This window comes from Bradyrhizobium sp. OK095 (assembly GCF_900109945.1).
GTDB lineage: Bacteria > Pseudomonadota > Alphaproteobacteria > Rhizobiales > Xanthobacteraceae > Bradyrhizobium.
The window spans coordinates 74,569-99,550 of the sequence record NZ_FOBX01000006.1 but is presented as its reverse complement, the minus strand read 5'-3'; the positions used below and the strand labels follow the sequence as shown (position 1 = coordinate 99,550).

General features: G+C 63.0%; 20 protein-coding genes, 1 pseudogene and 1 riboswitch. Of the genes and pseudogenes, 10 read left to right on the top strand and 11 right to left on the bottom strand.

What is annotated here, in order from left to right; translation table 11 throughout:
• The first annotated feature begins 15 nt into the window (after nucleotides 1-15).
• Genes mddA through BMW89_RS17105 form a run of 4 tightly spaced genes read left to right on the top strand, consistent with a single transcriptional unit; the run spans nucleotide 16 to nucleotide 3,230 of the window.
• Complete coding sequence (gene mddA / locus BMW89_RS17120; RefSeq protein ID WP_092028170.1) at nucleotides 16-795, top strand: methanethiol S-methyltransferase; 780 nt, start codon at nucleotides 16-18, stop codon at nucleotides 793-795.
• Nucleotides 792-1,466, top strand: a complete 675-nt coding sequence (locus tag BMW89_RS17115) for a helix-turn-helix transcriptional regulator (RefSeq protein ID WP_092028169.1) — start codon at nucleotides 792-794, stop codon at nucleotides 1,464-1,466. The genes mddA and BMW89_RS17115 overlap by 4 nt, the downstream gene beginning before the upstream one ends.
• On the top strand, nucleotides 1,463-2,440 hold the full coding sequence (locus BMW89_RS17110; RefSeq protein ID WP_092028168.1) for an NADPH:quinone oxidoreductase family protein: 978 nt from the start codon (nucleotides 1,463-1,465) through the stop codon (nucleotides 2,438-2,440). Before BMW89_RS17115 ends, BMW89_RS17110 begins: the two co-directional genes overlap by 4 nt.
• Before the next feature lie 34 nt (nucleotides 2,441-2,474).
• Complete coding sequence (locus BMW89_RS17105) at nucleotides 2,475-3,230, top strand: PaaI family thioesterase (RefSeq protein WP_092028495.1); 756 nt, start codon at nucleotides 2,475-2,477, stop codon at nucleotides 3,228-3,230.
• 128 nt (nucleotides 3,231-3,358) lie between these two features.
• Here the strand turns inward: BMW89_RS17105 and BMW89_RS17100 are convergent, their stop codons facing one another.
• From BMW89_RS17100 to BMW89_RS17090, 3 genes are all read right to left on the bottom strand, one after another.
• Nucleotides 3,359-3,649: a DUF7684 family protein gene (locus BMW89_RS17100; protein ID WP_092028167.1), complete on the bottom strand. Its 291-nt coding sequence runs from the start codon at nucleotides 3,647-3,649 to the stop codon at nucleotides 3,359-3,361.
• Between the two features lie 164 nt (nucleotides 3,650-3,813).
• Complete coding sequence (locus tag BMW89_RS17095; protein WP_244547612.1) at nucleotides 3,814-5,496, bottom strand: tetratricopeptide repeat protein; 1,683 nt, start codon at nucleotides 5,494-5,496, stop codon at nucleotides 3,814-3,816.
• A 90-nt stretch (nucleotides 5,497-5,586) separates the two neighbouring features.
• Complete coding sequence (locus BMW89_RS17090) at nucleotides 5,587-6,786, bottom strand: TrmJ/YjtD family RNA methyltransferase (RefSeq protein ID WP_092028166.1); 1,200 nt, start codon at nucleotides 6,784-6,786, stop codon at nucleotides 5,587-5,589.
• 376 nt (nucleotides 6,787-7,162) lie between these two features.
• Between BMW89_RS17090 and BMW89_RS17085 the strand changes: the two genes are divergently transcribed.
• Together BMW89_RS17085 and BMW89_RS17080 are read left to right on the top strand one after the other, a co-directional pair.
• Nucleotides 7,163-8,377, top strand: coding sequence for an NADP-dependent isocitrate dehydrogenase (locus BMW89_RS17085; RefSeq protein WP_092028165.1), 1,215 nt, complete (start codon nucleotides 7,163-7,165; stop codon nucleotides 8,375-8,377).
• Between the two features lie 98 nt (nucleotides 8,378-8,475).
• On the top strand, nucleotides 8,476-8,976 hold the full coding sequence (locus BMW89_RS17080) for a DUF3455 domain-containing protein (RefSeq protein ID WP_092028164.1): 501 nt from the start codon (nucleotides 8,476-8,478) through the stop codon (nucleotides 8,974-8,976).
• A 4-nt stretch (nucleotides 8,977-8,980) separates the two neighbouring features.
• On the opposite strand, the gene BMW89_RS17075 is transcribed toward BMW89_RS17080, so the two are convergent.
• Nucleotides 8,981-10,207 (bottom strand): cyclic nucleotide-gated ion channel, encoded by a 1,227-nt coding sequence (locus BMW89_RS17075; RefSeq protein ID WP_092028163.1) that lies wholly within the window; start codon nucleotides 10,205-10,207, stop codon nucleotides 8,981-8,983.
• A 4-nt stretch (nucleotides 10,208-10,211) separates the two neighbouring features.
• Nucleotides 10,212-12,890 (bottom strand): alanine--tRNA ligase, encoded by a 2,679-nt coding sequence (alaS, locus tag BMW89_RS17070; RefSeq protein WP_177196108.1) that lies wholly within the window; start codon nucleotides 12,888-12,890, stop codon nucleotides 10,212-10,214.
• A 222-nt stretch (nucleotides 12,891-13,112) separates the two neighbouring features.
• A riboswitch (glycine riboswitch) is annotated at nucleotides 13,113-13,201 on the top strand.
• Nucleotides 13,202-13,344: 143 nt separating this feature from the next.
• Between alaS and gcvT the strand changes: the two genes are divergently transcribed.
• The 3 genes from gcvT (at nucleotide 13,345) to gcvP (ending at nucleotide 17,900) form a co-directional block, all read left to right on the top strand.
• The gene (gene gcvT / locus BMW89_RS17065; protein ID WP_092028161.1) at nucleotides 13,345-14,493 is read left to right on the top strand and encodes a glycine cleavage system aminomethyltransferase GcvT; all 1,149 of its coding nucleotides are present in this window, start codon (nucleotides 13,345-13,347) and stop codon (nucleotides 14,491-14,493) included.
• A gap of 10 nt (nucleotides 14,494-14,503) precedes the next feature.
• Nucleotides 14,504-14,872 carry a glycine cleavage system protein GcvH gene (gene gcvH / locus BMW89_RS17060; RefSeq protein ID WP_092028160.1) on the top strand — a complete coding sequence of 123 codons (369 nt, stop codon included), beginning with the start codon at nucleotides 14,504-14,506 and terminating at the stop codon, nucleotides 14,870-14,872.
• A 163-nt stretch (nucleotides 14,873-15,035) separates the two neighbouring features.
• On the top strand, nucleotides 15,036-17,900 hold the full coding sequence (gene gcvP, locus BMW89_RS17055) for an aminomethyl-transferring glycine dehydrogenase (RefSeq protein ID WP_177196153.1): 2,865 nt from the start codon (nucleotides 15,036-15,038) through the stop codon (nucleotides 17,898-17,900).
• Nucleotides 17,901-18,037: 137 nt separating this feature from the next.
• Here gcvP and BMW89_RS17050 read toward each other — a convergent pair whose 3' ends face one another.
• From BMW89_RS17050 to BMW89_RS17035, 4 genes are all read right to left on the bottom strand, one after another.
• On the bottom strand, nucleotides 18,038-19,033 hold the full coding sequence (locus tag BMW89_RS17050; RefSeq protein WP_092028158.1) for a hypothetical protein: 996 nt from the start codon (nucleotides 19,031-19,033) through the stop codon (nucleotides 18,038-18,040).
• Nucleotides 19,034-19,043: 10 nt separating this feature from the next.
• The gene (locus BMW89_RS17045) at nucleotides 19,044-20,024 is read right to left on the bottom strand and encodes a hypothetical protein (RefSeq protein ID WP_092028157.1); all 981 of its coding nucleotides are present in this window, start codon (nucleotides 20,022-20,024) and stop codon (nucleotides 19,044-19,046) included.
• Between the two features lie 106 nt (nucleotides 20,025-20,130).
• On the bottom strand, nucleotides 20,131-21,219 hold the full coding sequence (gene recA, locus BMW89_RS17040) for a recombinase RecA (protein WP_092028156.1): 1,089 nt from the start codon (nucleotides 21,217-21,219) through the stop codon (nucleotides 20,131-20,133).
• 421 nt (nucleotides 21,220-21,640) lie between these two features.
• A complete protein-coding gene (locus BMW89_RS17035; RefSeq protein ID WP_092028155.1) occupies nucleotides 21,641-22,465 on the bottom strand; it encodes a hypothetical protein in 825 nt (274 codons plus the stop codon).
• A gap of 484 nt (nucleotides 22,466-22,949) precedes the next feature.
• On the opposite strand from BMW89_RS17035, the pseudogene BMW89_RS38705 reads away from it, so the two are divergent.
• Nucleotides 22,950-23,851: pseudogene (locus tag BMW89_RS38705) on the top strand (IS1 family transposase).
• Between the two features lie 18 nt (nucleotides 23,852-23,869).
• Here BMW89_RS38705 and BMW89_RS37350 read toward each other — a convergent pair.
• Both BMW89_RS37350 and BMW89_RS37345 read right to left on the bottom strand, forming a co-directional pair.
• The gene (locus BMW89_RS37350) at nucleotides 23,870-24,565 is read right to left on the bottom strand and encodes a DUF2339 domain-containing protein (protein ID WP_143062777.1); all 696 of its coding nucleotides are present in this window, start codon (nucleotides 24,563-24,565) and stop codon (nucleotides 23,870-23,872) included.
• 97 nt (nucleotides 24,566-24,662) lie between these two features.
• On the bottom strand, nucleotides 24,663-24,947 hold the full coding sequence (locus BMW89_RS37345; RefSeq protein WP_143062776.1) for a hypothetical protein: 285 nt from the start codon (nucleotides 24,945-24,947) through the stop codon (nucleotides 24,663-24,665).
• Between the last annotated feature and the right edge of the window lie 35 nt (nucleotides 24,948-24,982).

Sequence of the window (24,982 nt, the reverse complement as noted above, 5' to 3'; positions counted from 1 at the left end):
ACAATAGGAAAAACCATGTTCGCGCGCCTCGCAATCCTGCTCTACGCCATCATGAGCTATGGCGTCTTCACGGTTTCATTTCTCTATGCACTCGGTTTCGTCGGCAATTATGTCGTGCCGAAGTCGATCGACGTCGGCGCTCCCACCAATTTGGGTGAGGCCATCGTCGTCAACCTGCTGCTGATGAGCCTATTCGCCGTCCAGCACAGCGTCATGGCGCGGCCATCCTTCAAACGAAGGATGACAAAACTCCTTCCCGCGCCCTGCCAGCGCAGCACCTATGTGCTGCTCTCCAGCCTGATCCTCCTGCTGCTGTTCTGGCAGTGGCGGCCGATCCCGGCGCCAATCTGGCAGGCGAGCGGCATCGCGGCCTCGTTGCTGACCGCCGTCCATTGGCTCGGCTGGGTGATCGCGCTCACCTCGACCTACATGATCGACCATTTCGATCTGTTCGGCCTGCGCCAAGCATTCTTCGCGCTGCGCGGCGCCGAGATATCTGGTCAATCCTTCAGGACGCCGCTGTTCTACAAGATCGTGCGGCATCCGCTGATGCTGGGCTTTCTACTCGCGTTCTGGGCTACGCCCGAGATGACCGCCGGCCATCTGCTGTTCGCGCTCGCCAACACGGCCTACATCCTGGTCGCATTGCAGTTCGAGGAGCGGGATCTGATCGGCGAGTTCGGCGCGACCTATCAGGAGTATCGCCGGCGCGTTCCCATGCTGGTGCCGCGGCTTTTCACGCGCCGCCCTGCGGACGAGCGCCAACCCCCTCGCCCCGCTGGTGCGCCGCAATGAACGTTGTTCCATGCCGCGCGCTCGCTGTCGCCCAAACGCTCGAACCGGAGGCCGCGAACGCCGCCGCGTTCGCCGACATCCTCGATGGGCTCGACGCCAGCCTCTACCTTGTCGACGCAGGAGGGCGGCTCCTTCACGCCAACACCGCCGGACAGGCCATGCTCGATACGTGCAACGTCCTGCTCGAGATCCGTGGCCACCTGATGGCCTGCGATCCCGCGGTCAGCCAGACATTGCGGCAGGTTTTTGCAGCGAGCCGACACGGTGTCGCGGCCCCTGGCACCGGCGGAATCCCGATGATCGGCTTGGACGGCCAGCGCTACGTCGCCCACGTCCTGCCGCTGACATCAGGCCCGCGCCGGCGCGCGGGTGCCGACTACGGCGCCGTGGCCGCCTTGTTCGTTCGCAAGGCGGCGCTGACGATACCGTCTCGTTCGGAAGCACTGCGTAGCGCGTTCAAATTGACGCCTATGGAGTTGCGCGTCCTGCTCGCGATCGTCGAGCTCGGCGGCGTCCCCGAAGTGGCCGCAGCGCTTGGTGTTGCCGGCACGACCATCAGGACGCATGTCCGCCGCCTGTTTGAAAAGACCGGAACCGCGCGACAGGCCGATTTCGTCAAGCTCGTCGCGGGATATGCGACGCCGTTGAGAGAAATTGGAGGGGTACGATGAGAGCCGTTCTATGCAGTTCGTTCACCGGGCCGAAAGATCTGCGCCTCAGTGAGATCGCCGAGCCAAAACCGGCCGGCGACGAGATCCTCATCGACGTCCATGCGGCCTCCGTGAGCTTCATGGACCAGTTGGTGGTCTCCGGCCTCTACCAGATGCGACCACCGACGCCCTTCGTGCCCGGCACGGAAGCATCCGGTGTCGTCGCCTCTGTCGGCGACAAGGTCACGAAATTTCGGCCCGGCGATCGCGTGGCGTGCAGCAGCTGGACCGGCGGCTACGCCGAACGGATGACAGCGAAGGAATCGAAGAGCGTGCGTCTGCCTGACGGCGTCGCGTTCGAGGCCGCGGCGACGGTGCTGCACAATTACGGCACCGCCTATTATGCGCTGGTCGAGCGAGCCCGGGCGCAGCGTGGCGAAACCGTTTTCATCACGGGGGCAGCCGGCGGGGTTGGCCTTGCCGCCGTCGACCTCGGCCGCCATCTCGGCCTGCGCGTCGTCGCCGGTGTCGGCTCCGGCGACAAGGCTGCGCTGGTGCGCGATTACGGCGCCGGCGATGTCGTCAACTATCGCAGCGAAGATCTGCGCGACCGGATCAAGTCGATCACCTCTGGAGACGGCATCGATATCGGCTTCGACAATGTCGGCGGCGCGATCTTCGAGCAGATGGCACGGCTGATGAAGTGGGGCGGACGGCTGATGCCGATCGGCTTCACCAGCGGCGAGATTCCGCAGATCCCGATGAACCTGCCGCTCCTGAAGAACTATTCCATCCTGGGTGTCTTCGCCGGCGCCTGGGCGGAGAAGTTCCCGGAAGAGGCCGCGCGGGGAAATGACAATTTGATGCAGTTGCTGGCCGGCGGACAAATCCGTCCGCATATCGATAGCGTCCTCCCTTTGGAGGAGGTCGGGGACGCCATGCGCGCCGTGGCCAACCGCACGGTTCAAGGAAGAATTGTCCTCAAGATCCGATAAAGTGCACGGGGAGCGGCAGGAGAGGAAGCAACCGTTGAATCAGATCATCATCGATAAGCGCTATTGCGGCCCTCCGAACTCCGGCAATGGCGGCTATGTCTGCGGCCGGCTCGCCCGCCACATTCCCGGGGCTGCGGAGGTGACGCTGCGCGCGCCACCCCCTCTCGACAAGCCGCTCGATGCCGCCGCGACCGCCGACGGAACGTGGGAGCTTCGCGATGGTGCATCGGTTGTCGCGACCGCGCGCGCGACGAGCGTCGAGCTCGCGCGACTAGAGACCGCCAGTTTCGAGGAAGCCTGCGCCGCCGAATTGCTGACGCCGGTCAAGCCGCACGAGCACCCGCTGCCGACGTGCTTTGTCTGTGGCCCCGCGAGAGCGAAAGGCGACGGCCTGCGCATCTTTGCTGGACAGCTCGGACGTCATTCGCAAAACGCCGTTCTCGCAGCGAGCTGGACGCCGGACCCGACTCTGGCCGCCGAGGACGGCTTGGTCGCCGATGAATTTCTCTGGTCCGCGCTCGACTGCCCGACCGGCTATGCCTGCAACTACAATCAGGAGAGCGACAGCTTCGACAAGGCCCCGCTCCTGCTCGGACGGATGTCGGCCCGGATCGAAGCCCGCCCGCGCCCCGGCGACCGCTGCGTCATCACGGCCTGGCCAACCGGCCGCGACGGCCGCAAACGCACCGCCGAGGCCGCCGCGCATGACGAAGCCGGGAAATTGCTGGCCGTTGCGAGGGCGACATGGATTGCGGTCGAGCGCGACGTGCAGCTCGGCCGCGGTTCGTAGGGTGGATTAGCTCGCGGCTGCGCGCAGCGCAGTCCGCTAGCGTAATCCACCACTTTGGTCGCCGCACGAGAAGAGGTGGGTTACGCCTCGCGGACCGCGCTTCGCGCAGCCGCATGGCTCACTCAGCGCTATAGAGATACGATCTGGACGGGCTGATTTCGCTCGTCGTTCCACAAACCGGCAAACTCCAAAACCTCTTCCATCGTCTCGTTCGAGTGCGAGGTGGTCACGACAAAGCGTGTGTCATCCATCCCGTCGCCTACGACGAGTTCGTCGATGATGTCCTCTATCCGTGCGGCGCCTTCTCCAACGACTGCAATGAGAGCAACGCGATCACGAAGGCACTGCTCGACAAAGGCAGCCAACAGACCTTCGCTCGATAGCGGCAGACGAAGAACGACCCTTGACGCATAGCTCATCCAGTTCTCCGCGGCGTGGCGAAACAGATCCCCCCTGATTTCGCGCCATTTTCGTGGGATGCGACTTGTCCGCCGTAGCTTGAAGAGCAAAGGCGGAAGCGTGCCCACCGTCGCGCTCGGAGACAAAAATTGGTGGGCACGGCGCTACGCGCGTCTGATCGAGATCAGCGGCTCGCTCGCAGTGCGCCAAGCTCAACGTCGGCAGCCGGCTTCTCGATAAACGTCTTCGGGCAATCGGCTGCAGCTTGGTCGAACTGCTTCATCGCCTCGTCCCTGGAACCGTTCTGCAGGGCGCGCTCACCGATATAGAAATTCGCCTCGCAGACCTGCCCCTTTTGCTTCGCCGGGTCGGGGTCCGCGGCAGCGCTGAGCACCTGCTCAGGCGTCGTCGTACCGAGAAAGAGATTGACGATCGGCGCGGGCCATTTCGTCGCGTCCAACTGCTTGGCCGCCTCGCTCAGCCGGCTCGGCTCATCACTGCGCTTTGCGACAATTTCTCGCCATAAGACCGGATAGGGACTCTTTGGATCAAGCTGGATCGCATGGTCCAGCTCGGTCAACGACTTGCCGAACGCACCACTCTGCCAATAGACCCTCGCACGATGAAAGTACGCGCGCGCATCCTTGGGATCAAGCTGCACGAGGTGATCGTAGTCTGCAAGCGAGCGGCCGAAGTCTCCCTTGGCCTTGTACGCATTGGCGCGGAGCCCGAAGGCATCCTTGTCCTTGGGATTGAGGCGGATCGCCTCATCATAGTCTGCGATAGCGCGGTCGAGCTCCCCTTTCCATTGGTAGGCCGCTCCCCGAGCGCGGAGCAAGGGTTCCTCCCCTGAAGCGAGTACGATTGATTCAGTCGCGTCGGACGCGGGAACGGGGTCACCGTCCTGACCTTGAACCTGAGTCTGCCGATCGCCGCGGTTGCCTTGATCCTGATGTGCCAGCTGGATCGCTTGGTTGTAATCGGCAATGGCGCGATCATAGTCGCCTTTTCGAGCATAGGCGACGCCGCGGCAGGCATAGGCATTTCGACTTCGTGGATTCAGCTCGATAACTCGATCGTAATCGGCGATAGCGCGGCCGAACTCACCCAGTTGCTGGAAAGAGTCGGCGCGGAAGTAGTAGAAGTTTTCGCCTTTGGGTTTGATCTGGATGGTCTGGTCGAGTGCGGCCAACGCCAGCGCTCGGTTACCCATGGCGAAGTAGACCCGGCCGCGGCACAATTGGCCGCCGCCGGTTTGCGGGCCGATCTCGACCGCACGATCGCAGTCGGCCATGGCCCGATCGAGATCTCCCTTGCGGATGTAAGTAAGGCCTCGCTCGACATGCGCGATGACATTGTCAGGGTGGATCAGGAGGGCCTGGTCGTAATCGGCGATGGCACGGACGAAGTCACGTCTCGCCGAATAGACGTGAGCACGTCCGATATATGCGTAGGTATTCTTCGGATCGAGCTCGATCACCTGGGTATAGTCAGGCAGCGCGGCCGCGGGCTCTCGCTTTTGAATGAACGCAGAAGCCCTCGCGATGCGGGCGTTCAGATTACTTGGGTCGCGCTCGATAATCTGATTGTAGTCCGCAATCGCAAGGTCGAGTTCACCCTTCTGGCGGTAGAACATGGCACGGCGGAAGTGCGCCATGATTACGCCTTGCTGCATGCCCGTCGTCGCCTGAATGATGGCGCCGCAACCCGCGATGCGGTCATCGACACTGAAATTCCCGACCGCGTTGCACTTGGAGGTCAAGGGCATTTCCGCGCGGGCGCCTGATATTTCGAGCAAGGCCGTCAGCGCCAAAACGCCGGTGCCTGCTGCCGCGCAAATGAGTGCGCGGCCCGTCATTCCAAACATGCAGTCCCCATTTCAATTCCGGGGACTTCATAGCAACCGATTGCGCATCTGCACAGCCCTTGGTTGCCGGCGGACAATCACAAACGCGACCTACGCGCCTTGCTCCACCATCCCCTGCAACCGCACCAGCTCCGCCTCGATATCCCGTTCCACATCCGCAGCCCGCATCTCGATCACCCGATAATCCCGCGCCTCGAGCCAGCTCCGCCGCGACGCGCGATCCGCCGCAATCATCTCGCCCTCGGCCGGGTTGACCAGCTCGATCGCGATCCGGTGCGGGAACGAGACGAAGTCGGGGATGTGTCGGCCGACCGGGGTCTGGCGCTTGAACCCTCCAGCAAAACGGCGGTCGCGGGTCAGGGCCTGCCAGAGCAGGCGCTCGGCGTCGGTCGGGTTGCGGCGGAGCAAGCGGGCGAGGCCGCGCACCGTCGAGCCGCTGTCGGGCACGCCGCCGCCCTGCCCGTGTTCGGCGAGCAGCGCGCGCAGGCGCGTGGCCTGTTCGCCGTCGAGCACGCCGCCCTTGGCCGGGCCCTTGCGTCCCTCGGCGATCGCCATCACCACGCCGTGCAGGGTGTGCATGTCCTGCTTGGTCGGCTCCATCCGGCTAAAAATGTTGCGCAGGTTGACCAGCATGGTGTCGCGCTTCTCGGCCGGGCGCAGGAATTCAACCCTGTCGAGCTCGCGGATGAGGTTGTCGAAGAAGGCCTGCATCTGGTGCTGCGAGGCGCGCTCGGAACGCTCCGGCATGCTGTGCGGCAGCTCGCCTGCCGTCGCCCGCTTGAACCATTCGTAGCCGACCAGCAGTACGGCCTGGGCGAGGTTGAGCGAGGCAAAGCCCGGATTGACCGGGAAGGTGATGATGCGGTTGGCGAGGCCGACCTCCTCATTGGTCAGGCCCCAGCGTTCCCGGCCGAACAGGATACCGGCCTTGCCGCCCGTGGCGACGTGCCCCGCGATCTCGGCCGCGGCGGCTTCCGGCCCGACCACCGGCTTGGCCTGGTCATGCGGCCGGGCGCTGGTGGCGAACAGCAAATCGAGATCGGCGACGGCCTCGCCGACCGTGGCGAACAATTCGACCTTTTCCAGAATGTGGTCGGCACCGGCGGCAGCCCGCTGGGCCGCGACGTTGGGCCAGCCGTCGCGGGGGTTGACGATGCGCAAGGCGCCGAGCGCAAAATTGCCCATGGCGCGTGCGGCCATGCCGATGTTCTCGCCGAGCTGCGGCTCGACCAGGATCACGATGGGACCGTCGAGGGAAAGGCCCGCCTTGCTCTTGTCAGTCCCCGACATCTCGTTTCGCTTTCACACTGGTTCTCAAGGCCTTGCCAAGACACTGCTAAGCAAGGCGCTCTTCAGGAATTGATTCAAAGCCGGCCTTGGCTCAGTCTTGCCCCGATCTTGGGGCCGGCCGGCCGTTCACCTGTCGTTTGCCTGTCCTGACAAAATTCTCAAGGGAAATAACGGGTTGGATTCGACTTTTGAATCTCGCCTGAAACTTCAACCCCCGCCCCTGCGGTTAGGCGCCAGCCGGCCCCTCATCTACGGAAGCTGGATGAGCTAAAAGTGCATAATCACTTGGCTTTCGCCCGCTGCTATCAGGTGCTATGACGCCGCTTATATTCCCGTTTGCGCCCCCGGGCGCCGTTCCCAAGAGGCTTCTCCGACCATGGCAAAAATCAAGGTGTCCCAACCCGTCGTCGAACTCGATGGCGACGAGATGACCCGGATCATCTGGCAGTACATCAAGGACAAGCTGATCAACCCCTACCTCGATGTCGAGCTGCTCTATTTCGACCTGGGCATGGAATACCGCGACCAAACCAACGATCAGGTGACGATCGACGCCGCCGAAGCGATCAAGAAGGTCGGCGTCGGCGTCAAGTGCGCCACCATCACCCCGGACGAAGCCCGGGTGAAGGAGTTCAACCTCAAGCAGATGTGGAAGTCGCCGAACGGCACCATCCGCAACATCCTCGGCGGCTGCATCTTCCGCGAGCCGATCATCTGCAAGAACGTGCCGCGCCTGGTTCCCGGCTGGACCAAGCCGATCATCATCGGCCGCCACGCCTATGGCGACCAGTACCGCGCCACCGATTTCAAGTTCCCGGGCAAGGGCACCCTGTCGATGAAGTTCGTCGGCGAGGACGGCACCGTCATCGAAAAGGAAGTGTTCAAGGCCCCCGATGCCGGCGTCGCGATGGGAATGTACAATCTCGACGATTCCATCATCGACTTCGCCCGCGCCTCGCTGAACTACGGCCTGTTGCGCGGCTATCCGGTCTATCTCTCGACCAAGAACACCATCCTCAAGGTCTATGACGGCCGCTTCAAGGATATCTTCCAGGACGTCTACGAGCGCGAGTTCAAGAAGGACTTCGACGCCAAGGGCCTGACCTACGAGCATCGCCTGATCGACGACATGGTGGCCTCGGCGCTGAAATGGTCCGGCGGCTACGTCTGGGCCTGCAAGAACTACGACGGCGACGTGCAGTCCGACACGGTCGCGCAGGGCTACGGCTCGCTCGGCCTGATGACCTCGGTGCTGCTGACCCCCGACGGCAAGACCGTGGAAGCCGAAGCCGCCCACGGCACCGTGACCCGCCATTACCGCGAGCACCAGAAGGGCAAGGAGACCTCGACCAACTCGATCGCGTCGATCTTCGCCTGGACCCGCGGCCTGTCGCACCGCGCCAAGCTCGACAACAATGCCGAGCTCGCCAAGTTCGCGAACACCCTGGAGAAGGTCTGCGTCGACACCGTCGAGGAAGGCTACATGACCAAGGACCTCGCGCTGCTGGTCGGCGCCGACCAGCGCTGGCTCTCGACCACCGGCTTCCTCGACAAGGTCTCCGAGAATCTCACGAAGGCGTTGGCGGCGTAAGCCGTCCGCAATTTCGCCCGACTGGGTCGGACATCATCACGGGCCGCGCCAAAGCGCGGCCCGTTCGTTTTTCAGAGACCCTTTTCGCGGAGACCACCATGTTCATTAAGCTTGCTGCCCCCGCCCTGCTGCTCGCAGCCCTGATCGGACCGGCCGCGGCTGCGGACCCGCTTCCCGAGGCCATCGCCGCCCTCGGCGAGACCGTCGTCCTCAGCGTCCACGCCGAGGGCGCGCAGGTCTATGAGTGCAAGGCGGCTGCCGACGGCAAGCTCGCCTGGGCTTTTCGCGAGCCGATCGCGACGCTGCTCTCCGAGGGCAAGACGGTCGGGCGCCACTATGCCGGCCCGAACTGGGAGCTCGCCGACGGCAGCGCAGTGGTCGGCAAGGCCATCGGCAACGCGCCGGGCGCAACCGCTGCCGATATCCCCTGGCTGAAGCTCGAGGTCGCCTCCCGCCGCGGCAGCGGCGTGCTGACGCCTGCTACCACCGTCCAGCGCATCAACACCCATGGCGGCAAGCTCGATGGCGCATGCGACAAGGCCGGCGAGTTCAAGAGCGCGCCCTATTCGGCCGAGTATGTTTTCCTGAAGAAAGGCTGATCGCTCAGCGGTCGGTGCCCTCACGCCCCGCCTGCGCCAGCTCCGCCGCGGCGAGATCGCCGGTCTCCTCCAGCCGCGCTTTCGCGGTTTCGTGGACATGCGCCGCGAGCGTCGGCATGCGTTCGATCAGGGCGTGAAAGTCGTGGGCATCGAGCAGCAACAGCCGCGTCTTGCGCATCGCCGTCACCGTGCCGCTGCGTTTTGTTTTGTGCAGCAGCGCGATCTCGCCGAAGAAAGTGCCGTCGGTGAGCCGCACCTGCTGGCTCGGCAGCGCGATCTCGACCTCGCCGGCGGTGATGAAATACATCGACGAGGCCGCATCGCCGCGGCGGACCAAAATCTCGCCCTGCTCGATGGTGCGCGCCCGCAGCAGCCGCATGATATCGGCGATCTCGGCTGCTGACAGATGCGAGAACAGCGGCACCCGCGCCAGCATGCCCCAGGTCACCACGAAGTCGCGGCGCTTCAATTCATCCGCGAACGCGGTGGAGATGATCGCGACCGGCAGCGCGATCATGGCGAAGCCCGCGATGATGGTGAAAACCGAGATGATCTTGCCGAGCGCCGTCACCGGCACGACGTCGCCATAGCCGACGGTGCCGAGCGTCACGATCGCCCACCACATCGCCTGCGGAATGGTGCCGAGCTTGTCCGGCTGCACCTCGCGCTCGATGGCGTAGAGCAGCGAGGCGAACGTCAAGACCGCGCCGGTCAGGATGACGACACAGCCGATCAGCGCCCGCCGCTCGGCATGCACGACGGCAAGCAGCGAGCGCATCGCCGGCGAATAACGAATGAGCTTGAAGAACGGCAGCACGCCGAGCGCCGCCAGCGTCGCATGGCGGCCGGTGGCGAGCACGATTGCCGCGGGCAGGAAGGCCAGGAGGTCGATGATCCCCAGTGCGGAGAAGGCATAGCCGAGCCGGTCGGCGAGCGCGGAGCCCTTTCGCGGCGTGTGGCCCGCGACAGTCCAGAGACGCGCAGCATATTCCAGCGCGAACACGATCACGGACAGGATGGTCATCGCGGCGAACAACGCGCCGTACTGATCGTCCAGTTCCGGCACCGAGGCGAGGATCATCGCGACCACGTCGAGCACGATGACGCCGATGATCAGCTTGATGAAGCGCGATCCGGCCGAATAGGCCAAGGGATCGTGCTCCAGCAATTCGAAGAGGCGATCCCGCAAATCGGGATCGCGCAGCCCAATTCCTCGCGGAACGAGGCCCACGGCCTCAGGCGCCCGTCATCGCTTTTTCGATCGCCGCGAGCGCCTCAGCCGCCTTGGCACCGTCAGGGCCGCCGGCCTGCGCCATGTCGGGCCGGCCGCCGCCGCCCTTGCCGCCGAGCGCCTCGGAAGCCACCTTCACCAGATTGACCGCATTGAAGCGCGCGGTCAGATCGGCGGTGACGCCGACCACGACACCGGCTTTGCCGTCCTCGGTGACGCCGACGATGGCGACCACGCCGGAGCCGATCTGCTTCTTGCCGTCGTCGGCGAGGCTCTTGAGATCCTTCATCTCGATGCCTTCGACCGCACGCGCCATCAGCTTGACGTCGCCGATTTCGCGCACGCCGGTGGCCGCGCCATTGCTGGCCGCAGCGCCGCCGCCCATCGCCAGCTTCTTGCGGGCGTCGGAGAGCTCACGCTCGAGCTTCTTGCGCTCGTCCATCAGCGCGGTGATGCGCGCGGGCACGTCGTCGATCGAAGTGCGCAGCTCAGCCGCCGCGGTCTTCGCCAGCGCCATGGTCTCGTTGGCGTGCCTGCGCGCGTAGTTACCTGTCAGCGCCTCGATACGGCGGACGCCCGAGGCGACCGCGCTCTCGCCGGTCAGCGTGATCAAGCCGATATCGCCGGTGCGCCTGACATGCGTACCGCCGCAGAGCTCGACCGACCAGCCCATCGCATTGGCGCCGCGCTCGCGCGCGGTCCGGCCCATCGAGACGACGCGGACCTCGTCGCCATATTTCTCGCCGAACAGGGCGCGTGCCCCGGCCTCACGCGCTTCATCGACGCCCATGACGCGGGTGGTGACTTCGTCGTTCTCCAGCACCACGTTGTTGGCGATGTCCTCGACCCTGGCAAGCTCTTCCGGCGTGATCGGCTTCTGATGCACGAAGTCGAAGCGCAGCCGATCCGGCGCGACCATCGAACCGCGCTGGGCAATGTGATCGCCGAGCACCTGGCGCAGCGCCTCATGGATGAGATGCGTCGCCGAATGATGCGCGCGGATCGAAGAGCGCCGCGAATGATCCACTTCGAGCTGCAGCGCGGTGCCGACTTTCAGCTCGCCGCCCTCGACAGTGCCGACATGCACGAAGAAATCGCCGAGCTTCTTCTGCGTCTCGGTGACGCGGAACTTGATGCCGCCCTCGCCGACCAGCACGCCGGTATCGCCGACCTGGCCGCCGGACTCCGCATAGAACGGCGTCTGGTTCAGCACCAGCGCGCCGGTCTCGCCGGCCTTGAGGCTGGCGATTTCCTTGCCGTCCTTCACCAGCGCGGTCACCACGCCTTCGGCGCTCTCGGTCTCGTAGCCCAAAAATTCGGTCGCCCCGAGCTTTTCGCGCAGCGGGAACCAGATCGCCTCGGAGGCCGCTTCGCCAGACCCCTTCCAGGACTCGCGCGCCTTGGCCTTCTGGCGTTCCATCGCATCCGTGAACGAGGCCTGGTCGACGCTGATGCCGCGCGACTTCAGCGCGTCCTGCGTCAGGTCGAGCGGGAAGCCGTAGGTGTCATACAGCGTGAAGGCGACGTCGCCGTCGAACATGTCGCCCTTCTTCAAGGACGCGCTCTTCTCGTCGAGGATCGAGAGGCCGCGCACCAGCGTCTTGCGAAAACGTGTCTCTTCCAGCCGCAGCGTTTCCTCGATCAAATTCTCCGCGCGCATCAAATCCGGATAGGCCTGGCCCATCTCGCGCACCAGCGCCCACACCAGGCGATGCATCAGCGGCTCTTTCGCACCCAGCAGCTGCGCATGGCGCATCGCGCGGCGCATGATCCGGCGCAGCACGTAACCGCGGCCCTCGTTCGAGGGCAGCACGCCATCCGCGACCAGGAAGGCGGAGGAGCGCAGATGATCGGCGATGACGCGGAACGAGGCCACGGTCTGCTCGTCCGGCCCGCTGCCGAGCGCGGACGAGGTCGCATCGATCAGGTGACGGAACAGGTCGGTCTCGAAGATGCTGTCGACGCCCTGCATGATGCTGGCCATGCGCTCGAGGCCCATGCCGGTGTCGATCGAGGGACGCGGCAGATCCACGCGCTCCTCCTTCGTCACCTGCTCGTACTGCATGAACACGAGATTCCAGAATTCAAGGAAGCGGTCGCCGTCCTCTTCCGGCGAGCCGGGAGGCCCGCCCCAGATGTGCTCGCCGCGATCGATGAAAATCTCCGAGCACGGGCCGCACGGGCCGGTGTCGCCCATCGCCCAAAAGTTGTCCGAGGTCGGGATGCGGATGATGCGGTCTTCGGAGAAGCCGGCGATCTTCTTCCAGAGGGAGGCCGCCTCGTCGTCGGTGTGATAGACGGTGACGAGCAGCTTGTCTTTCTTGAGCCCGTACTCTTTGGTGATCAGCTTCCAGGCCAGCTCGATCGCGCGCTCCTTGAAATAGTCGCCGAACGAGAAGTTGCCGAGCATCTCGAAGAAGGTGAGATGGCGCGCGGTGTAGCCGACATTGTCGAGGTCGTTGTGCTTGCCGCCGGCGCGCACGCATTTCTGCGACGTGGTGGCGCGCTGATAGGACCGCTTCTCGACGCCGGTGAAGACGTTCTTGAACTGCACCATGCCGGCATTGGTGAACATCAATGTCGGGTCGTTGCGCGGCACCAATGGCGAGGACGACACGATCTCGTGGCCGTTCTCGGCAAAGAAGTTCAGAAAGGTCGACCTGATCTCGTTGACGCCGCTCATGTTCATCCAATCGGGTGTGCTTGGACCCGCTATACGCCATCCAAACCGCTGAGTTTGGGCTGATATCTGCGGGCCAATGCGCTTTTAGACAAGGCCAGCTTCGCTGTCCAGAAACTGTGCAAGGAGATCAAAGCGTTGCCGCAGGCGCGCAATCCCGTTGAAAGCCGATTGAGCCGCGTTGACAGGCTTGGCCGCCCTGTGGTCTGTACCCATCTGTATCGTACGGCCACGTCGGGAGAGACCGGCTTTGGTGCCGGCGCCGAAGGAGCAACCGCCCCGGAAACTCTCAGGCAAAAGGACCGCGTGGCTTTGACAGCATCTGGAAAGAGGCGCCGGCGGACTTAGGGTCCGGATTGCGTCCGCCGACGGGATAATACTCTCAGGCACAGCGACAGATGGGGCTTCGACTGGTGTCCACGGGAATCGTTCCCGGGGAACCGCCGAGGACCCTGTGATGCCAGTGCGCGACGACCAAGATTCCCTGAAAAAGACCCCGCTCCACGCGCTGCACGTCTCCCTCGGCGGCAAGATGGTGCCGTTCGCGGGCTATGACATGCCCGTGCAATACCCCGCGGGCGTGCTGAAGGAGCACCTTCATACCCGCAACGCCGCCGGCCTGTTCGACGTCTCCCACATGGGGCAGATCCGCTTGCTGCCGAAGTCGGGCAAGGTCGAGGACGCCGCCCGCGCGCTGGAGCGGCTGGTGCCGCAGGATATTTTGGCGATTGCACCGGGCCGGCAACGCTACGCCCAGTTCACCAATGAAGATGGCGGCATTCTCGACGATCTCATGGTCGCCAATTTCGGCGATCACCTGTTCCTGGTCGTCAACGCCGCCTGCAAGGACGAGGACGAGGCGCATCTGCGCGCGAATCTCTCCGACAACTGCGTGATCGATTCGCTTGCCGACCGCGCGCTGATCGCGCTGCAGGGCCCGAAGGCGGAATCGGCGCTGGCGAAATTATGTGCAGAGGCGCCGTCCATGAAGTTCATGGATGCCGGCCCGCACAAAGTCGCCGGCCTCGCCTGCTTCGTCTCGCGCTCGGGCTACACCGGCGAGGACGGCTTTGAGATTTCGGTCCCCGCGGCCGATGCCGAACGGCTCGCGAAGACGCTGCTCGAAAACCCTGACGTGATGCCGATCGGCTTAGGGGCCCGCGACAGTCTGCGGCTGGAAGCCGGGCTCTGCCTCTACGGCCACGACATCGATACGGAGAGCACGCCGGTCGAGGCCGCGCTGGAATGGTCGGTGCAGAAGAGCCGCCGCACCGGCGGCGCGCGCGCCGGCGGTTTTCCGGGCGCCTCGAATATCCTCGCTCATTTCGATCACGGCGCGAGCCGCCGTCGCGTCGGCCTGCTTGCCCAGGGCCGCGCGCCGGTGCGCGAGGGCGCGCTGCTGTTTGCGGACGCGACCGCAAGCGAGCCGATCGGAAAGGTCACCTCGGGCGGTTTCGGCCCGAGCCTGAATGCGCCGGTGGCGATGGGCTATGTGCCAACAGCGCTGAGCGCGCTCGATGCGAAAATCTTCGCCGAGGTGCGCGGCCAACGACTGCCGCTCACCGTCGCCGCCATGCCTTTCCTGAAAAACACCTACAAACGCTGAGGACAAGACAATGACCACGACGCTGTACACCTCCGACCATGAATGGCTGGCCATCGACGGCGACGTCGCCACCGTCGGCATCACCGACTACGCGCAGTCGCAGCTCGGCGACGTCGTGTTCGTCGAACTGCCCAAGATCGGCCGCACGTTGAAGAAGACCGAAGCCGCCGCCGTCGTGGAATCGGTGAAGGCCGCCTCCGACATCTACGCACCGGTGTCCGGCGAAGTGACCGAAATCAACGACGCGCTCGCCGCCGAGCCGGCGCTGGTGAATTCGGACGCGCAAGGCAAGGCCTGGTTCTTCAAGATCAAGATTGCCGACAAGAGCGAGCTCGGCGGCCTCATGGATGAAGCCGCCTACAAGGCGCATACGGCGTGAAGATATGAGCCGAGTCGCTGCCCCATACTCGCTGTCATCATCCGCGAAGGCGGATGATCCAGTACGCCGCGGCCCATCGGCTCAATCACGAATACCTGCGTTTACTGGATGCCCCGCCTTCGCGGGGCATGACGGCGACAGCGAAATCTAGCGAGGACCCATGATGACCGCGCACCGCAAATCTAACGGCGACACCGCCACGTTCGTTCGCCGCCACATCGGCCCCTCCGCGCGCGATGTCACCGCCATGCTCGAGGCAGTCGGCGCCAAGAGTGTCGACGCGCTGATGGCGGAGACGCTGCCGGCCTCGATCCGGCAGGCAGCCCCGCTCGATCTCGGCAAACCGCTGAGCGAGACCGAGGCGATCGCGCATATGGCCGAGCTCGCGCGCGAGAACCAGGTCTTCACCTCGCTGATCGGCCAAGGCTATTCCGGCACGATTTTGCCCGCGGTGATCCAGCGCAACATCCTTGAGAATCCGGCCTGGTACACGGCGTACACGCCCTATCAGCCCGAGATCAGCCAGGGTCGGCTGGAGGCGCTGCTCAACTTCCAGACCATGATCTGCGACCTCACCGGGCTCGACGTCGCCAACGCCTCGCTGCTCGATGAAGCGACGGCTGCTGCCGAAGCGATGGCGCTGGCAGAGCGGCACTCGCGGGTCGAAGCAAAGGCCTTCTTCGTCGACAAGGACGTGCATCCGCAGACGCTCGCTGTGATGCGCACCCGTGCCGAGCCGCTCGGCTGGACCCTGATCGTCGGCGATCCCCTCACCGATCTCGACAACACCGACGTGCTCGGCGCGCTGCTGCAATATCCGGGCTCTTCGGGCGCGGTGCGCGACCTCAGACCGGCAATCGCGGCGCTGAAGGCCAAGGGCGCGCTCGCGATCGTCGCCGCCGACCTGCTCGCGTTGACGCTGCTCGCCTCGCCCGGCGAGCTCGGCGCCGACATCGCGATCGGCACGGCACAACGTTTCGGCGTGCCGATGGGCTATGGCGGACCGCACGCGGCCTACATGGCGGTGCGCGATGCGCTGAAACGCTCGCTGCCCGGCCGTATCGTCGGCCTCTCCGTGGACTCACGCGGCGCACCCGCCTATCGCCTCGCGCTGCAGACCCGCGAACAGCACATCCGCCGCGAGAAGGCGACCTCCAACATCTGCACCGCGCAGGTGCTGCTCGCCGTGATCGCCTCGATGTATGCGGTCTATCACGGCCCCGAAGGGTTGGCGCAGATCGCGCGCAATGTGCATCGCCGCGCCGCCGTGCTGGCAGCGGGCCTGCGCAAGCTCGGCTTTGCGCCTGACAGCGAGACCTTCTTCGACACGCTCAGCGTCGATGCCGGTGCCAAACGCGCCGAGATCGTCGCGCGCGCCGCCGCCGAGACCATCAATCTCGGTGTCGGTGAGACGGCATTGCGCATTGCGCTCGACGAGACCACGACGCCGGCAACGGTCGAGGCGGTCTGGCGCGCCTTCGGCGGCCAGCTTGCCTATGCCGAGATCGACGCGACCACGCGCGAGGCGCTGCCGGAAGCGCTGAAGCGCACCACCGCATTCCTGACGCATCCGGTGTTCCACGCGCATCGCTCGGAGACCGAGATGCTGCGCTACATGCGCAAGCTCAGCGACCGCGACCTCGCGCTCGACCGCGCCATGATCCCGCTCGGCTCCTGCACCATGAAGCTGAACGCGACCACCGAGATGATGCCGCTGACCTGGCCCGAGTTCGGCTCCCTGCATCCGTTTGCCCCGCGCGAGCAGGCGAAGGGTTACCACGCTTTGTTCGCGCGGCTGGAAAAATGGCTGTGCGACATCACCGGCTATGACGCGATCTCGCTGCAGCCGAATTCGGGCGCGCAAGGCGAATATGCCGGGCTCTTGGCCATCCGCGGCTATCATGCCGCGCGCGGAGAGACGCACCGGAAAATCTGCCTGATCCCCTCCTCCGCCCACGGCACCAACCCGGCCTCGGCCGCGATGGTCGGCATGGACGTGGTCGTGGTCGCCTGCGAGGCCAACGGCGACGTCGACGTCAATGATCTCCGCGCCAAGGCGGAAAAGCACTCCGCCAATCTCGCCGCGGTCATGATCACCTATCCCTCGACGCATGGCGTGTTCGAGGAACACATTCGCGAGATCTGCGACATCGTGCACGGCCATGGCGGCCAGGTGTATCTCGACGGCGCCAACCTCAACGCGCAGGTCGGCCTTAGCAGGCCCGGCGATTACGGCGCCGATGTCAGCCATCTCAATCTGCACAAGACCTTCTGCATCCCGCATGGCGGCGGCGGCCCCGGCATGGGCCCGATCGGCGTCAAGGCGCATCTCGCGCCGTTCCTCCCCGGTCATCCGGCGACGCAAGGTGACGCACCGGTCGGCCCGGTCTCGGCCGCGCCGTTCGGCTCGGCCTCGATCCTGACCATCTCCTACATCTACATTCTGATGATGGGCGGCGAAGGATTGAAGCGTGCGACCGAGATCGCGATTCTCAACGCCAACTACGTCGCAGCAAGGCTCGATGCGCACTTCCCGGTGCTCTACAAGAACGCGAAGGGCCGCGTCGCGCATGAGTGCATCGTCGACCCCAGGCCGCTGAAGACCACGTCCGGCGTCACCGTCGATGACATCGCAAAACGCCTGATCGACTACGGCTTCCATGCGCCCACCATGAGTTTTCCGGTGCCGGGCACGCTGATGATCGAGCCGACCGAATCGGAGTCGAAAGCGGAGCTCGATCGCTTCTGCGACGCGATGATCGCAATCCGGAAAGAGATCGCCGAGGTCGAGGCCTGCCGCTTTGAGATCGCAGCGTCGCCCCTGCGCCACGCCCCGCACACCGTGCACGACATCGCGGATGACGATTGGAATCGTGCCTACAGCCGCGCCGAGGGCTGCTTCCCCGCGGGCACCTCGCGCACCGACAAATACTGGTGCCCGGTGGGGCGCGTCGACAACGTCTATGGCGACCGCAATCTGGTGTGCTCGTGTCCGCCGGTGAGCGATTACGCGGAAGCCGCGGAGTAGCGGATTCGTAGGGTGGGTTAGCGGGCGGCTGCGCGAAGCGCAGTCCGACGGCGTAACCCACCACTTCTGCTTCCGCAGAGACGAACAGTGGTGGGTTACGCCTTCGGCTAACCCACCCTACGATCCTGAACGCGTATCTAAGGTGCCACCAACGAGCGGCTCTTTGGATCCCAGCGCCAGAGCCGATCGTTGGTCAGTTCAGTCCCGCCCCACCAGCGGTGGATCGGATTATGGCGGCGGAAATCATCTTCGCCGGCCAGCACGGCTTTCCCGAGATCGGTGAGCAACAAGCGCGATTGCTTGTACTGTGCATGCCAGTCGGGGAAGATATGCATCTCCAGCGTGAACGGCCCCTCCTTAAGTCCTGATATCGCCGGCGACGGACACCTCGCGAGTTCGTCGAGAAGAGCGCCGATTTCCCAGTAGTAGAAAACACGCCGCTGGTTGGGCTTCTGGTCGCCCGGAAAAACGTCAAAAGGCCGCACCTCGCCCGCCGCAACCAACTCCAGCATCCGCGTTTCAGTGGCTCCGAGACCTGTGTTGACGTTCGGAAGCTCCTCAAGCAGGTCCACGACAGCCCGGCCGAGCTGCGGCAGCAGGCCGAGATCCACCTTCAGGAGCTCGAACCATTTTTGCGGCATCGGCGCGCGATAGGCTTCCCACGCACGACCGGCCAGTTCGAGGTGATCTTGCGTCAGTCTCACAGCCGGCGGGTCGAGCTTCGCAAGTCGCTGCGAATCCATGTTACCGATGGCGATGTCCAGGTGACGCATCACCAATCCCGAGGCCGCTGCGCCTTTGCTGCGACAATGATTGAGCAGCCAGAGCAGAACCAATTGCGCATTTGGCTCTGGCCCCATCCACACCTCGACCGATTCACACTCCGCGAAAAGCTCGATTAATCCACGATTCTTCACCCCCGATTTTTCGAGGCACCATTGCGGCGTATCGTCCAGCCAATGAAGGTCGTAGGGTTGAGTCGTACGCGGCGCGAAGAACGCTTCAAGCTCTGCGCCGGATGGCAGCCGCGCCCAGACAAGCCGACGATTGATCGCGAGCACGAGATCACCCAGGCCGGCCTGTTCGAGGGCGCCAGCTGCGGAGGAGTTTGTCGTCAGAATGAGCCGCGTCATGCTCGCGGCCTCAGGGCTTCGTTAGAACATGGCCGTAACGCCACAGCAGATCGTTGGTCAGCCGCGTGCCGCCCCACCAGCGGTCGATGGGATTGTGGCGACTGAAGTCTTCTTGATGAGCCAAGACAGCCCTGCCGAATTCGGTCAGCGACAAGCGGCTGCGGAGATAGACCTTGTGCCGGGCTCGGAGATTGCCAAGGTCGATGGTGCGTAATTCGTCGCCCAGCCCGGACACAGCTGGCTTGGGGCCGAGGGCCAGGCCTTCGAGCAAATATCCCAGTTCGACCTCACCGAACACGTAAGTGCCCCGCAGCGACCACAAATGGAACAACGGATTGGTGTTCGCATACCAGACAAGCATCTCCAGAAATCGCATCTCGGTCGCACCGAGCCCCGTCAATGGAGACGGAAGTTCTGCCAAAAGCTCGAGCAACGCCGGCCGCAGCATCAGCAAGGCACTCAGATCGCGGTGAAGCAGATCGATGCAGGCTTCGGGGGTCGGCGCGCGGTAGGCCGACCACACCAGTTTGGCAATCTCGAACTCCTCCGCGCCGACTTTCGCGACGGGAATATGCGGCTCGGCTTTAGCGAAATCATAATCAGGAGTGAACATCAGATCGGAGTCCAGCAATCGCAGCCCAAGCCTCGGCGCCAGCGAAGGACAGTTGCTGAGGTGATCGAGCAACCAGACGAGTTGCAGTTGGTCTCGGACAGTCGCGGCGAACCAGAGTTCGATCGTGTCATACTCCTCGCAGTACTCCGCCAGCGACAATTTGCGCCCCTTGGCGCCCCGCGGCCAGCGGACCCAATCCGACCAGTGATCGGCCGGTCCTAGATCCGTGGTGTAGGCAGCGAAATAAGCCGAGAGCTTCTCTGCCGGCGGGAGCGGTCCCCACGCAAATTGAAAATGGAACGGTACGACGATCTCGGCCAAACCCGATCGAGCAAGCTCACTCCCGCAGCCCCAGCCAGTCAAGATCAGACGCTTCATCACACCACCCGATCACGACAACGCAAAACGAAACGGGCCCCGAAGACGTCGGCAACTCAACGTCCTCAGCGCCCGCTCCTCGCGAAAAACTTTTGCCGGTTAAGTCTTACTCGTCTCCCGGCTCCTCGCCGTCGGCGTCGCGCTCGGGGCTGCCGGCGAGAATCTGCTCGGCGATCAGGCCGGAGTTCTGACGGATCGAGGTTTCGATCTTGGCGGTGATATCAGGGTTGGCCTTCAGGAACGCTTTCGAATTCTCGCGGCCCTGGCCGAGACGCTGGCTGTCATAGGAGAACCAGGCGCCGGATTTCTCGACGATGCCGGCCTTGACGCCGAGGTCGAGGATCTCGCCCATCTTGGAGACGCCCTCGCCGTACATGATGTCGAACTCGACCTGCTTGAACGGCGGCGCCAGCTTGTTCTTGACCACCTTCACGCGCGTGGTGTTGCCGACCACCTCGTCACGCTCCTTGATCGCGCCGATGCGGCGGATGTCGAGACGAATGGAGGCGTAGAATTTCAGCGCATTGCCGCCGGTGGTGGTTTCCGGCGAGCCGTACATCACGCCGATCTTCATGCGGATCTGGTTGATGAAGATGACCATGGTGTTGGACTTGTTGATCGACGCCGTCAGCTTGCGCAGCGCCTGGCTCATCAGGCGGGCCTGGAGGCCCGGCAGCGCATCGCCCATCTCGCCCTCGAGCTCGGCCTTCGGCACCAGTGCCGCAACCGAATCGATCACCAGCACGTCGACCGCGCCCGAGCGCACCAGCGTGTCGCAGATTTCCAGCGCCTGCTCGCCGGTATCCGGCTGGGAGATCAAGAGTTCGTCGATGTTGACGCCGAGCTTGCGCGCATAGACCGGGTCGAGCGCGTGCTCGGCATCGATGAAGGCGCAGATGCCGCCCTTCTTCTGCCCTTCCGCCACCGTGTGCAGCGCCAGCGTGGTCTTGCCCGAGGATTCCGGCCCGTAGATCTCGACGACGCGCCCCTTCGGCAGGCCACCGATCCCGAGCGCGATATCAAGCCCCAGCGAGCCCGAGGAGATCGCCTCGACATCCATCGAACGATCGTTCTTGCCGAGCTTCATCACCGAGCCCTTGCCGAACTGGCGCTCGATCTGGGAGAGCGCGGCGGCCAGAGCTTTACTCTTGTCCATGGAGGATCCTTCGACGATACGCAGGGCAGTGGTGGACATCGGGTCGTGCTCCTTATGGCGAGGATTCGGGTGCGGGACAAACGATTGGCGCGGCGGGTCGTCGATAAAAGCAATGTACCCTATTTGTTCTAGGTTCGCAATATGTTCTTTTGGGGATTTCGGGGGCTGGCCTGTTTCCGAGCGCGGTGGCCTGATTTGAAAATCACAGTGGCCGGTTTTAAATTCTGCCCCGGAATTGCCTTACGTTAACGTTCTAATGAAACTGTAGGCTTAGCGGCCTGCAATCAGCCGCAATGCATGGCGGCGGAATGGAGGTCTCGGATCGCATGCTGATAAGCATCAAAATCGTCGTCACGATAAATAAGTGACGGCTCGGGGCCCGCAATTTCGCTGGCCCCACTTAGATCATTATTCGAATTGACCGATACTTAGAAAAGGCCGCCTCAGTGGGCGGCCTCTTTCATTTGAAAACGTCGTCGTCTTTGACGATACCAATGCCCTTCTCGGCATCCTCTTTCATCATCTTGAAAAGATCAGATCGGCGCTTTAGGCCGCGCAAGAAGATCGCAAGCCGATCTGCCACGTCCTGATAGCTCTCAGGTGAGAGCATCGACGGCGCGCTCAAGGTCACTGGCCCCTCATCCAGATAGAATACCTCTTGAAGAGTATCCGCACGGGGTAGCGTGGGAGGAATGGCAAGGGCGCGACCCAGTGCCCGCTCAAGTGGGCTGGGAGCTTGTGCCTGTTCCATTTCCGGCTCCTCTGGTTCTGATCCGACAAGGTTCACCTTATCACCAGCCTTGAGATCAGCAAAGGCAAGATTTTCCTTATAGATCGCCAAGAGTGTTCGCGCCCCTTGGTCGTTTAGTCCCCGCTCCGCCTTCAAATGACTCCGCGCTACTGGATCGGCAGGTGGCGAGGCTTGCCATTGGTCCCAGAGCGCAGCGATCAGCTTTGGAGCGAGCGCAAATTCCCTCGCCAACTTCTGCTTTTCGTGATCGCGCTCATCGCGAAAATACCAGAGCGCAGAATCCGTTAGCCCGACTTTGCGGCTATCCCCACCACTTGAATCCTTGAGCAAGCCATACATTTTCAGCGCGGCGATCGTTTGAAATCCGCCGCTGCTTTTTTCAGAATACCCCCACACGGCGAAGGCTGCGCCGATGGTCATCTCGCGTCCCTTTTGATCCGCGCTGAATAGCTCTTGGGCCCGGGTAAGCGCCTTTTCCAAATTGATGAACGGAAAACGTGTCGTGGCGGGGTGTGGTTTTATTTCCAAAGCCATCGCTTCCTCCTTCGCTGGCGAATGGTATGGCACATTCCTTTGAAATACTCAAACTGAAATTCAGAACTACTTCTTGCACCCATGCCTGAAATATGGTTGATTGATTCCTAGCAAGGAGCGACGCCATGTTTAGGAGGGTTTGAGCCTTTCGAAGCGCTAGCCGAGCATCGAAGGGCGAGGACAAAGGGAAGGGCCGCTGCGCCAAACCTCGGGGGAGGAACGCAACGGCCCTGCAATCGGCTTCAAGTTCTCAGGGGTCGTCTAGAGGTAGGACCGCCCGCCCCTACAAGTAGGAAACGTCGGTCCGAATCCGGCACCCCGAACCTTCAATCGAGTGGGACCGACCGCGTTGGCGCGCTGCCGATCCCTAGCTACCCACCCCGGGATTGAGCCCCGAAGCGATAACCATCCGGAATATACGCCTTGGCGGGCGGATTTTCTAGAGTCGCGGACGGGCCATCCCTAACGAGGATTGAGCCCTCTCATGAACGTCCTTTCCCGCGAAAAACAGATTGAAGTCATCGCCGCCCTTTGCGAAGGCGTCGGTATCCGCACCGCTTCCCGCCTCACTGGCGTCAACCGTGGCACCGTTGCGAACCTGGCCCTGCGCGTCGGCATGGGCTGCATGGAATTGCACGACCGCATCATGGTCGGCGTCCGCACGGAGCGCCTTGAGCTTGACGAGCTTTGGAGCTTCGTCGGCAAGAAGCAAAAGAACGTCCAGCGCCATGAGATCAACGCCAAGGGCGATCAGCACGTTTTCATCGGCATGGCCGGGACGCAGAAGGCAATCATTAGCTGGGGCGTCGGCAAGCGGAATGCCGAAAGCACCATGGACTTTCTGCACGACCTCCGTAGCCGCGTCATCGGCCAGCCCGAGATTTCAGCCGACGGCTTCCACCCTACCGCGTAGCGATCCGCGATGCCTTCGGCCCGAACGCTTCCCATGGCGCCATCGTAAAGACGTACAGCGTAACGCATTTGGTAAAGGAAGCGCAGGGCCGCTACTCGCCCGCAGCCGTAGTAGCGGTAAGCCGTGACGTAGTATCGGGCGATCCCAAGCAGTACGTTTCAACCAGCTACGTCGAGCGCCAGAACCTTTCGCTGCGGATGGCCTTGCGTCGGTTCACCCGGTTGACGAACGGCTTTAGCAAGAAGCTAGATAATCACGTTGCGGCCGTCGCGCTGTACGTTGCGCACTACAATCTCTGCCGCGCCCATGAAGCCCTGCGCACGACGCCAGCGAAGGCGCTGGGCGTGGCTGACAAGGCTTGGAGCATTGCGCAGCTTGTGGGCGCCGCGCGCTCTGTGGCCCCTGCGCTGCCCACGGAGACGCCGCCAGATCGGCGGCGGAAATTCACGGTAATTGAGGGCGGGCGCCCATAACGCCTGCCTAGAATGGCCCTATGAACGAGTATTAACGCCAACCTTGATCAAGATGACGTTGGGCTCAGTGAATTGGTCGATAACAACTCCCATTGGGGTGCCGCCCGGAGATAAAAAGTAGACTCTCGGCTTAACTTTGTAGCCGTCCGATTTCAGAAATTCCTCAATTTGAGAAGCAAAGTTTGAGCGTTCTGGTTCATCGTCGCCAGTTAGCACCATTGGTGCCATCTCTTTCGACTTGTCCGGAAAGTTGGCTCGAATGAAATTTCGAAAATCCTCGTCTATGGAGCGAGGGGGCGGCTTGGGGACAACGACGTTCGTCCCACCTATTTGTCCTTGAGTAATAATACCTTGGTTGTTGTGTATTGTGCCTATGGAATTGGAATTTGGCACCGCGATTCCTCCACCGGTAGGCGTCTGTGCTTGAACTATGTTGACTGGCCTGAGTATTTCGCCAGCAGCGAGTAGAGCGCAGCCGCCGATGGCAGCTCCGACAATAAAAAGGATCACCCTCTGCGGCATGATCGGTTGTTCTCCCATCGACGCCCATATAAGGCAAATACTCGCGAGGGGCACGAGCCCACCGGAATACCATAAGAGTTCCGCGAAAGGACGTTTGTCATCCCTCATTTTCAATCCCCGGTTGGCGGCGAAAATTGAAAATGCGGACGAAACGGTTCCTGCCAAAACGAGGATTTCGGTTCCCGAAGCCATGGTGATGCATTCTCGCGATGCGGCCGAAAGAGTCGAGTGGCCTGTTTTGCATCTGCGAGTGGCCTATTTCGGCCAGTACCCGACTGTCGGCAGTGGCCTAGTTTGAAAAAGGCGCAAGGAATGCGGATGCCGTGAATAGAGCGGCGGTTGAAATCAACGCCACCCCTATCGCCCGAAATGCCTTGCCTCTGTACTTCAGGCCTTCCGATAACAGTTCGTCTTCAAAAAGCACCGCATTAAGCGGGTTCGTGTGGACAAACCAACGCCGCGACGGGCGACGACGATTGAAACTGGCGCGAATCCAGAAGTAAGACCCGACAACCATCGAAACTATGGCGAGCACCATTAGGCAGGCTGCGGAGATAGCTACTACTGTCGTCATGTCGCTCTCAAGTAAGGCCGCCTCAACTCGCGGCC